This is a genomic window from Qipengyuania pacifica, assembly GCF_019711555.1.
Classification (GTDB): domain Bacteria; phylum Pseudomonadota; class Alphaproteobacteria; order Sphingomonadales; family Sphingomonadaceae; genus Qipengyuania; species Qipengyuania pacifica.
Genome location: NZ_JAIGNQ010000001.1, coordinates 746,860 through 757,693 on the forward strand (window position 1 = coordinate 746,860; position 10,834 = coordinate 757,693).

Consider the following 10,834-nt stretch of genomic DNA (forward strand, 5'->3'; position numbering starts at 1 on the left):
AGCTTCTCTAATTCCTGATCCGGCAGAGGGCGTGTCCCGATGCCCTCATCAGGAGGACGAATTGCCATGTTTCAGTCAGACCTGTTTCCCGCCGGCGAGCAACAGTCGTCAGTGCCATTGGCTTACGCCGTCGGCGCCAGGATTGCCGAGTTTCTCGCTTCGGGACGTCACCTTTCCCGCGCCGATATCGCCGGCCTGTTCGCCGAGGAAACCGGCGTCATGGACTGGGGAAGCGCCTGGACCATCGATGACCACAACAACGCGGTCGAGATCGGCGCACTGCTCTGGCTGCGAGAGTCCTCACGGATCGATCTGGCGACGAACGTGCACGAAGCCGAAGCGCGGTTCGACTGGCTCAAAGCAGCCTTGCCGCCACGGCACGTGCGCAGCGAAGCACAGGTCGAGCTCCAGCAGTTCTCGACCCCGCCGATGCTGGCCTGGCTGATGGCGAAGGCTGCGGCTCTCTCCGCGCGTGACACGCTGCTCGAACCCTCCGCCGGCAATGGTGCCCTTGCTCTCTGGGGTTGGCTCCAGAACGCCTCGTTAATCCTCAACGAGATTGATCCGGCGAGACGAGACAACCTGGGCCACATCTTTCCTTCGACCGCGACCACCGCGCATGACGGGGAACTGATCGCCGACCTACTTCGCGGCCCGGTTCCATCGGCCGTGTTGATGAACCCGCCATTCGCCCGCAGCCGGGAACGCGGCAAGGACGGCGAGACGGCGCAGCGCCACCTGCGCAGCGCGATCCGGGCCACTGCCGGAGCCGCGAGGATTGTCGGCATCATGCCCGATGGCTTCGATGCTTCCACGTTCGCCAAAGCGCAGGGCGAAGCATCGCTGTTGCTCGATGTGCGCTTGCAGCAGGTGTTCCGCCGCACCGGGACTGGTATCGCCGTTCGCTTGGTCGTCATCGACAAGACGCAGACTGCGTCCTCGCCTGCGATCATCGGAGATACTGTCGACCTCATCTTGCTCCACGAGCTTATCACTGCGCTTCCGCCACGCGTACAGACCTCCGCCAACATCCATCGCCTGCCGCTCGGCAAGCCAGTGCGCCTCGTTTGCAAGACTTCGACCCAAAGCGCGCTGGTTCGGCCGGTGGCGCCGTTCGCCGCGACACCAGCAGCCACGGCGAATGCGATTGACCTTGCCTATTCGGTTCTCGCCGACCCCGCGCCGGTGCCTGAACAGACCGGAATTTACCTGCCTTACCGGCCCAGTCGCATCGCGTTCGAGGATGCGCCGGTCCATCCTACCCCGCTCGTGGAATCGGTCGCCATGGGTTCGGTCGCGGCGCCCCAGCCGGATGTTAGCCCGCGCCTTCCCGCAAATTGGCGGGCCGATGGCCTTCTGTCCGAAGCGCAGTGCGAGACACTGGTCTACGCTGCCCAGGCATTCGCGCGCGATCTTCCGGGCCGGTTCAAGGTCAGCCAGGAAGGCACCGCGCTGGAACTGTCCGAAGATGGTCACGAATACCGCCAGGGCTTCTTCCTTGGCGACGGAACCGGAGCGGGCAAGGGACGACAGATCGCCGCGGTCATCATGGACCGCTGGCTCGCCGGCGAGCGTCGCCATATCTGGATCACAAAGAACGAGGCGCTGCTCGAAGATGCGCGCCGCGACTGGGAAGCGCTTGGCGGGCTGCCGCTCGATCTCCAGCCGCTCTCGCGCTGGAAACTTGGCCACTCCGTAACGATGTCCGAAGGCATCCTCTTCGTCACCTACCCGACGCTGCGCTCGGGGCGCGCCGAGGATACGCGGCTCGACCAGATCCTTGCCTGGGCGGGCGAGGATTTCGACGGCGTGATCGCTTTCGACGAAGCCCACGCCATGGCCAATGCGCTCGGGGGCTCATCAACCCGCGGCAAGGTCAAGGGCTCCGAACAGGGCATGGCGGGTCTGAGGCTGCAGAACCATCTGCCGCGCGCCCGCGTGCTCTACGCGTCTGCCACTGGCGCTTCGGATATCGCCAACCTCGGTTACACCTCACGGCTTGGTCTCTGGGGACCCGAGACCGCCTTTCCGACCCACGAGGCGTTCATGACCGAGATCCGCGCTGGCGGCGTCGCGGCGATGGAGCTCGTCGCCCGCGACCTCAAGGCCCAGGGACTCTACGTTGCCCGTGCGCTGTCCTTCGCCGGGGTCGAGTACGAAATCCTCGAGCACAGCCTGACCGATGCACAGGTGCGGATATACGATGCCTATGCCGAGGCCTGGGCAATCATTCACCGCAACCTCGAAGCTGCGCTCGAAGCAACCCGCGTGGTCGACGAGGACAGCGGCGATACACTCAATCGCAACGCCAAGGCTGCGGCGCTCTCAATCTTCGAAGGTACCAAGCAGCGCTTCTTTGCCCAGCTCCTGCTCTCGATGAAATTGCCTAGCCTGATCCCTGCAATGGAAGCGGCGCTTGGCGAGGATCATTCGGTTGTCGTGCAGCTGGTCTCGACCGCAGAGGCCATGCTCGACCGACGCCTTGCCGACCTTACCGTGGAAGAACGCGAAGCGCTCGATATCGATCTCTCACCGCGTGAATACGTCATCGACTACCTTACGAAGAGCTTCCCGGTACGATTGATGCAGGTCTTCGCCGACGAGGACGGCAATCTTCGCTCCGAGGCAATGAGCGACGAGGAGGGCAATCCCGTTTTCTGCTCGCGTGCTATCGCCGCGCGCGATGCACTGATCGAACAGCTCTGTGCGCTGCCGCCTATCGCCACAGCGCTCGATGCGATCATCGAGCACTTCGGGACCGAGGCGGTGGCCGAGGTCACGGGCCGGACCCGCAGGCTGGTCCTGGGCCGCGATGGTCAGCAGCGCCTCGAACGCCGGAGCCCCAGTGCGAATGTCGCCGAAGCGCAAAGCTTCATGGAAGGGACCAAGCGCATCCTGGTCTTCTCGGATGCCGGCGGTACGGGGCGTTCCTATCATGCCGACCTCGGCTGTCGGAATCAGCAACGCCGGGTCCATTTCCTGCTCGAGCCGGGCTGGCGCGCCGACAACGCCATCCAGGGGCTTGGTCGTACGAACCGCACCAACCAGGCCTCGGCCCCGCTGTTCAGCCCGGTAACCACCGACGTGAAGGGCGAACGTCGGTTCATCTCGACCATTGCCCGCAGGCTCGACGCATTGGGCGCGCTGACGCGCGGCCAGCGCCAGACCGGCGGTCAGAACCTGTTCGACCCGGCCGACAATCTCGAAAGCGACTATGCGCGCGATGCGCTCAGCCGCTGGTTCCAACTGCTCTATGACGGCAAGCTCGAAGCCACGAGCTTCGGTAACTTCGTCGAGCGCACCGGCCTCCGGCTTGAAAGCCCCGATGGCGGGCTGACCGACAATCTCCCCACCATCCAGCGCTGGCTCAACCGCATTCTCGCGCTACCGATCGCGCTTCAGAACGCGATCTTCGATGAGTATCTCGGCCTCGTCGAAGCGCGGATCGAAGCGGCGCGCGAAGCTGGCACGCTCGATCAGGGACTGGAGACCGTCAGGGTCGATCACTTCACGGTCCTCGCCGATGAGCTCCTGCGCACCGACCCCGTGACCGGAGCCGAGACCCGCCTCGTCTCGCTAGAAGTGACGAGGCACCTTCGGCCTCTAAGTTTGCAACGCCTGGTGCGGATGCACGAGATTGGCAGCCCGCACGCGATCCCGATGCGCAATGCGCGCTCGGGCAAGGTCGCACTGTCGGTTCCTGCCCGGCGCCTCATCGCCGACGACGGGGCCGTGATCGAACGCCGACGCCTGCTGCGACCGCTCAAGTCCGCAAACTGGACGCTTGAGGCACTCGGTGAAAGCCATTGGGAAGATATTGGCGTTACCGCATTTACCAGCGCCTGGCGAACCGAGGAAGAGGAGGCCGCCGCTTCACCTGTGACCGAGCGCGTCCATCTTGCCACCGGACTGCTGCTTCCGGTCTGGAAGCGACTGCCCGGCGATCATGTTCGGGTCACCCGGCTCGTTGCCGAGAACGGCCAGTCGATCATTGGCCGCGAAGTGCTCGATATCGATCTCGCTGCAATCGCCGAGACCTTTGGACTTTCCGGAGTTACCGGACCAGCCGCAGAGCAGATCGGTGAGCTCGTCATCGCCAGCGGCAAGCCGCTGGGCCTCGCAAGCCACGATGCCCTGACCGTGAAACGCTCGCTGGTCGGAGGCGAACAGCGCCTTGAACTGACCGGGTTCTCGCCCGACCGGCTCGACTGGTACAAGAACAAGGGCTGCTTCACCGAAATCATCCGCTACCGCACGCGGCTATTCGTGCCAGTCTCCGCAGCCTCGTCGGTCCTCCACGCGCTTGCCGCCTGATCCCTCGGGCAGACCTCATTCTCAGAATGAGAGTGGAGGGAGCCCTTTGGGCTTGTGGGCCTTGTGATCCTCACCTGCGCCTTCATTCCATCAGGAGAACACCCATGATTCAGTCGATCCCCCTGAAGAAGCTCGTTCCGAGCCCGCGCAACGTTCGCAAGTCGAGCGATGTGCTCGCCGACCTCCAGCTGCGTGCAGACATTGCTGCGCGAGGCCTGCTGCAAAACCTCGTCGTACGCAAAGGAAAGCGCGGCAAGTTCGAGGTCGAGGCCGGCGGTCGCCGTCTCGCCGCGCTGCAGGCGCTGGCCGAAGAGGGCACCTTGCCCGAAAGCCATGAGGTCACTTGCCTCGTCATCGAAGGCGAGGAAAGCGATGTGCGTGAGGCCAGCCTTGCCGAGAACTTCCAGCGTCTGGCGATGAACCCCGCCGACGAGGCGCAGGCCTTCGCTTCTATCATCGATGCGGGGGCTACGACCGAAGACGTGGCGCGCCGCTTCGGTCTCACTGTCCGTTTCGTCGAAGGACGTCTGCGCCTGGCCTCTCTCGCGCCTTGCGTCTTCGAAGCGCTCGCCGAAGGTGCGATCACGCTCGACATGGCCAAGGCCTATGGCGCGATTTCCGACGTGGAGCGCCAGGCGCATGTCTATGCCGAGCTGCAGGACGCCTGGTACCAGATCACGCCTGACACGATCCGCCGCATGGTGCTCGATGCCACGGTGCGCGGTTCCGATCCGCGCGCTGTTCTCGTGGGACGCGATGCATATATCGCCGCAGGTGGCCGGATCGAGCGCGAACTGTTCGACGATGATGCCAGCGAGAGCTGGATCGATATCGCCCTGCTCGAAAACCTCGCACACAAGGCCATGGACGAAGCCGCAGAAAAAGCCGCGCTCGAATATGGCCTTGCCTGGGTTCGGCCGACCCTTGGCAACTATGTCAGCCATGACCTTGTTGAAGGTCTCGGCCGTCTGCCATGCGAACCTGCACCGATGACCGAGCAGGAAGCGCAGGAGCTCGGCGAGCTCGAGGCCGACTACGACCGCGTCGCCGCCGTGCTCGAAGACGAGGACAGCGCAGAGGACGAGGTCGCCAAGGCCGAACAGGAACTCGTCGTCATCGACCGCGCCATGCGCGCGCTCAACGACCGGCCGCCGGTACTCGCCGACGAACTGAAACAGGAGGCCGGTGCCTTCCTCGTCCTCTCGCGCAATGGCGAGCCGACACTGGTCCCGCAGTTTTACACCGAGACCGAAGTCGTCGCCGACGAAGGTGTGGTCGAGACCATCGAGGAAAGCGGAGCGGTGAAGACCAAGGGGAGCGCGCTGTCGCAGCGTCTTCTCGACGAGCTCGCAATGCAGCGCCGCGACATCCTGGCCATCCATCTCGCGAACGATCCCGCACTGGCGCTTGACTTCATGGTCTTCACGCTCGCCGATGCCGATGGGCACGACTGGCGCGCCAAAAAAGCATCGACGCTGGTCGGATCGGTCGCCTCCGGCCCGGTCACAGGGTTTGAGGCCAAAGATGCGCCAGCAAGCGCTGCTCTGGCCGAGTTTGCCGTGTCGCTCGATGAAAGCTGGCGCGCTGGCGAAAGCGACGTGGAACGGTTTGCAAGGTTCCGGGCGCTTTCCGACGAGGCGCGCTCTGCGTGGCTTGGCCATGTCGTTTCGCGCACACTCGTTGCCAGTCTCGCCTGCGAAGGCGAACGCTCGGTGCCGCTGCACGAGGCGCTCGGCTCCCTCCTCGAAATCGAGGCAGCGCATTGGTGGCGTCCCACTGCGAACAACTACTTCGACCGGGTGGCCAAGGCCCGCACGCTTGAAGCGCTCGATGCCGCTGGTGGTCCAGAACTGGTCAGTCGCTATGCCGCCTCGAAGAAAGCAGAGCTGGCGAGCGCTGCTGAGCGCATTTTCTCGGGCAACTTCATCGGCGAGGCAGATATCAAGGAACGGGCGCTGGCCTGGGTGCCTTCGATCATGCGTTTCGCCAGTGCCGAGGAAGTCCAATTGACCGGCCCCGAAGGAGACGAGGCGGTCAACGCCGAAGAAGCTGACGAAATTGCCGAGCAGGCCGCCTGACCCCTCCTGACAGGTCCAAGTCACTCGGTAGGCGGTCCGTCCCATTTGGGACGGGCCGCCTTTTCGTGTTTTTCCATTGCGGCGTCCGACACGATACTTCTGAATGCCACATTCCTAGTGCTGAGGAAGCGTGTCAGCAGTCGCCGACATTGCTGCCGTTCGCTGGCTCAGATTAGTCCGTCGAAACCTGCCCAACGTTCATGCCCAGCCAAAAGCGGTAACGGGCCGTAGCTGACGGGCGGCCTAAAGGCGTTCATGATTGGGAACGGAGTGAATTCAGGGTTACGCGCATCTCTAATGGACTGATATCTGCGTGAGACGCTCAAGCTACATTTCGACGCACCATTTTTCTACGCGATGGCAAACTGCGGGGCCTTCCGGCACGATCGCGCTTCGCTGGCGGGCAAGCAGGACAGCTGACGGCTTCTTCGACCATCGCTTTCGGTCCCGGGATTGGGCCTCCAAGGCGCCCATCGAGAATCTGCCGAATCAGATCGTCGAAAAGGTCGCGCTCGACCGCGTACATTCCGCCCCGCGCGCCTTCAAAGGCGCAGTTCCACGCCGCGAGTGCTTGGCCATAGCGTAGAGCATTTGTCAGACTCTCGATGCTCGTCGATTTCAATCCTGAAAGGCCCGCTCCGGCGATCTTCGACAATAGACCGGCCGAACACCAATCACCGGACCCGCAGCTGTCTAAAAACTGCGGCGCGTTGACCGCCGGCAAATGCGTCCAATCGGACAGATTTGAAAGACGATGGCGATAACGCAGCCCTTCAATGCCCATCGTCTGGATTTCAAGAATCGTGGCACTATCACCGGTCATCGCGCCGCCAGCCTCGCTCAAGCGCTGATCGGCATATTTCACGATGTGGGCGAGCTGCAACGCCTCGGCAAAGAGCTTGGGATCGGATTTGCCAGACGGCTCGAACATGACGATCGCGCCCGCGTCTGCCGCTCGCGCTGCCAAGGTCAGCGCCGCGCGCGAAAGCCGATCCATGAAGAAAACTTGGGCGCCGTTGACCCCGTCGCCGACGGCATCGACGGCCTGGCGTGTGACCGGCTTGAAACTCGGCAACCACTGGCCGCAGCGTGGACAAGCCCAGGAAAAGCGGTGTGTTGGTGATCCATCGCGCCCTCGACATATCTCCTGGATGATGATGGGCGTATGACTGGTTGGCTCACAACCGGCAAAATCCAGCTTCACGCCCCAGCGGCTCATGTCAGCCCTGACCCGCTCGGAGGCAGGGTCACCGTTCATGCGGGCGATTGGGTAGCTCTCCCACCCAAGGTAGGCGAGGATTGATAGAACGTTCCCGCAAGTCCCGCCCGCCCAAGCCTGGACCGGCAGGTTCGGATTCGCGCTCATGACCAGATCGAGTGCGATCAGGCCGGTCCCAAATGCGCGCGGCTTTTCGCCTTCGGCTGTGTTCACGCCGCTACCCCCTCATTATGAAGTGCCGGTCGAGGCTGCGGATAGACATCCCCTTCCAACCAAATATGAATCATGTCGGCCGCCTCCTCGTTGGCGGCCGGCCCATCGAACGCGTAGCCGATCGCCTCCAGATAGGCGACAGGCAAATCACGCTCGAGTGCCGCCATCAAGGCACCAAGCGCCATGACCTTGCTTCCGAGCGGTGAAAGGATCATCAGCGATCCTCCGACCTCCGCAAAGACCGGCTTTCGCAGGTCATCAAGACGCAGGATCGTTCGATAGAGATCGAGCGGATCCGACTCGTCCGCATAGACAATATTGCGCGTATCTACCGACCACCCGCTCTCGAACTCGGTCAGAAACTCCTCGGCCAAGCGATCGCCGGCCCGCGGATCGATCGTCGGAAACGGCAGGATCGGGCAGGTATCGTGCGGGTCGACGAAGGAATGCAGCCGTCCGAGCGCGCCGGCCCGCCCGGATGCGAGTTGCGGCAGCCAGAGCTTCGCGGCGCCGGCCGAGCCGTCGAGGGTCGATCCGCCGCGAAAGCCATGCACGAAGCCCGGCGCATCACTCGATACCGACGTGATCGCGCCGTCGAGGGCCGGGTCATGTGTCACGAACAGGTGAAGATTGAACTCGGCCGGTGCCCGCACCGACCGTTCGACCAGATAGCGGATGATCGGGAACGCCGTGCCGACCGAAAGCGCGCTGATATCGACGACGACATCGGTCGTCTCCGCGAAATCCTGCCGACCGATCAGCGCGACCGCATTCCGGCCGCCCACTACCGCGCCGTCGCTCCCGAAGATGTTCACCGATGCCATCTCATGCGCCGGAATTGCCGCCCGTAGCACGTCGCCATTCGTGGTAGCGCGGTCGATCAGCGTCTGCGTCGGCTTCGGGCGCTCTTCCTGAAAAAACAACCCCCGGATTTGGCCTTCGGTGTTGGCGAGCCGCCGCGCCACGGTCGTAGAACGAGGATCAAAGCCAGCTCCGCCCACCAGCAGGATGCGACGTTCGGGGCGGGCGAAATAATCGTCCACGAAGCCGTCAATCTCGGCGCCGCGATGCGAGACGCAGGGATCCCATCGGCCGGCCATCAGGGGACCTCATCCAGAAGCCGAACCAGATCGTCGGCGCGCCGCTCGAGAAACCCGCCCCGCTTGAGAGTCAGGCCATGATGGAGCAGCAACACGCCGCCCAGCTCGATGAGACACCATTTGCGCTTCTTCGTGCCATGATCCGGCACGAGCACAAAGGCGTTATAGGCCACGCCGAACTGCAAAACGCGCGCGAGATCGGGATGGCTCGTCGGGATCGAGTCGAACTCGTCTTGCGGAATTCCGAAGGCAGTCGCCCCACCCCCCAGCGACGCATTGCCTTCCAGGCTCTTGGTAACGCATTCCCGAGCGATCCCATCCGACAGACGCCTGACCAACTGCTGCTGCGGGAAGTCCCATTCCCGCACCATCTCGCTGGCGCGTTCGCGCAGCAGCTTGTGCTGCATCCCGCTGCGCAGCGTCGGCGCCTTGGCGCGAATGAGCTGGGTCTCCGACTGGGAGACCAGGCGGGCAGCCAGTTGCAGAAACTGCTCGGCATTCTCCGAACTAGCATCGCAGAGCGCATCGATCCCGAAATAATAAGGCCGATCATAGCGATGGAGGAGATGAATGCGGGCACCTTCCGCGATCGAGGCATCAACCGTCAGCGGGCGGTTCGGCTCGACATCCTCCTCCGGCTGATCGAACAGGCCTCGCTGGGGTATCCGCTTGGCATAGCGCTCAAACAGCACCGACAGCATTGCCATCTGCATGTCCTCGCCGGCCTCGCCCGTGCCTTCCAAATAGGTGGCAATATCCTGCGCGAGCGCGTGCCGGCGGACGGCAGAGATGTTATGACGGCGCTGAAGCACGTCGACATGCTCCGCCAACCGTTCCCGTTTGCTCTGTGCGATGATCTCGGGCGTAGTCGACAACAGATCGCCGAGATTGTTCAGCCGGCGGCGATTGAACACCTCCATCTGGCTCAAATAGCGGCCAGCCATATCTCGCGCCATCTTGCGGAATGCGCGCCGCTGCCCGAGCCGGTCGTCGGTGCTCTGCATCCAGATATCGGTGATTTCCCGGGCACGTTTGAGGCCCGGCTCCTCACCGTCCTGCGGTTCGGCATCCAGCAGGACGTCAGCAGGCGTGAGCGCGTCGAGCCGAGTCAGGATCCAGCGCGAAACTTTAAGTTCTCGCCGCGCGAGCCAGCGCTGCAAGGCGGCCAATTGAGCCGGATGGAGGCTGTGCGCATCGTCGAAGATGATCAACGGGCGGAGCGTCAGCACATCCTCGCCATCGTCAATGCGGAAGGATTCGATGACGTCGAATGGGCGATAGGCCGCCGCCGCCTGGTCATCGATATCCTTGACGTCGGGCGGCATGAGTGCGGCTGAAATCCGATAGATCGCGAGTTCGACCTCGCGCGCGCGCTGGAGCAGATCGGGACCGGCCGTCCCCCCGATCGCGGTCAACGCCGCATCGGCGTCTGCCCGAGGAATGATCTCAACCTGATCGAGCGCGACGCCTGCCGTCTGCAAGTTGCGCAGCCATGCTAGGATCGTGCGCGCTTGCAGGAGGGCGATCATCAACCCTGCCTTGAGCTCGTCGGGATAGGGAAACTCCCAGAATTCGCGATATTCCGCCTCGAGCGGAAGCCTGCCCCCCAGCAGGACCGGCTGCTCATCGACCAGCGCCCCGCACGCCGTCAGCGTGTCGATCAACGGCTTGTAGGTGTTGAGGCCGCGATTGCGCAGCAGCGTGCGCAGCGTCGCATACTGGAACAGCCGGGCCAGGGTCGTCTTGCCGCTGCCCGGCGTGCCGATCACCATTGCCAAGCGATCGTAGAGCCGCCCATCCTTTGCCGGCTTCTCGAAAAAGGTCGACAGCGGTTCGGGCGTCACGACAGCCAAAAAGGCCTCGTCATCGCGAAGATATTCGGTGGCGCGCTTCTCGAAGGGATTGATCAT

The 10,834-nt window shown here is 63.4% G+C and carries 5 protein-coding genes; 2 read left to right on the forward strand and 3 right to left on the reverse strand.

The window, feature by feature from the left end; genetic code table 11:
- The first annotated feature begins 66 nt into the window (after window positions 1-66).
- Complete coding sequence (locus K3177_RS03755) at window positions 67-4,314, forward strand: strawberry notch family protein (RefSeq protein ID WP_221597104.1); 4,248 nt, start codon at window positions 67-69, stop codon at window positions 4,312-4,314.
- Window positions 4,315-4,418: 104 nt separating this feature from the next.
- A complete protein-coding gene (locus K3177_RS03760; RefSeq protein ID WP_221597105.1) occupies window positions 4,419-6,392 on the forward strand; it encodes a ParB/RepB/Spo0J family partition protein in 1,974 nt (657 codons plus the stop codon).
- 322 nt (window positions 6,393-6,714) lie between these two features.
- Here the strand turns inward: K3177_RS03760 and K3177_RS03765 are convergent, their stop codons facing one another.
- The 3 genes from K3177_RS03765 to K3177_RS03775 are packed head-to-tail and all read right to left on the reverse strand — an operon-like array spanning window position 6,715 to window position 10,834.
- Window positions 6,715-7,824: a PfkB family carbohydrate kinase gene (locus K3177_RS03765; protein ID WP_221597106.1), complete on the reverse strand. Its 1,110-nt coding sequence runs from the start codon at window positions 7,822-7,824 to the stop codon at window positions 6,715-6,717.
- On the reverse strand, window positions 7,821-8,924 hold the full coding sequence (locus K3177_RS03770) for a hypothetical protein (RefSeq protein WP_221597107.1): 1,104 nt from the start codon (window positions 8,922-8,924) through the stop codon (window positions 7,821-7,823). The genes K3177_RS03765 and K3177_RS03770 overlap by 4 nt, the downstream gene beginning before the upstream one ends.
- The gene (locus K3177_RS03775; RefSeq protein WP_221597109.1) at window positions 8,924-10,834 is read right to left on the reverse strand and encodes an ORC-CDC6 family AAA ATPase; all 1,911 of its coding nucleotides are present in this window, start codon (window positions 10,832-10,834) and stop codon (window positions 8,924-8,926) included. Before K3177_RS03775 ends, K3177_RS03770 begins: the two co-directional genes overlap by 1 nt.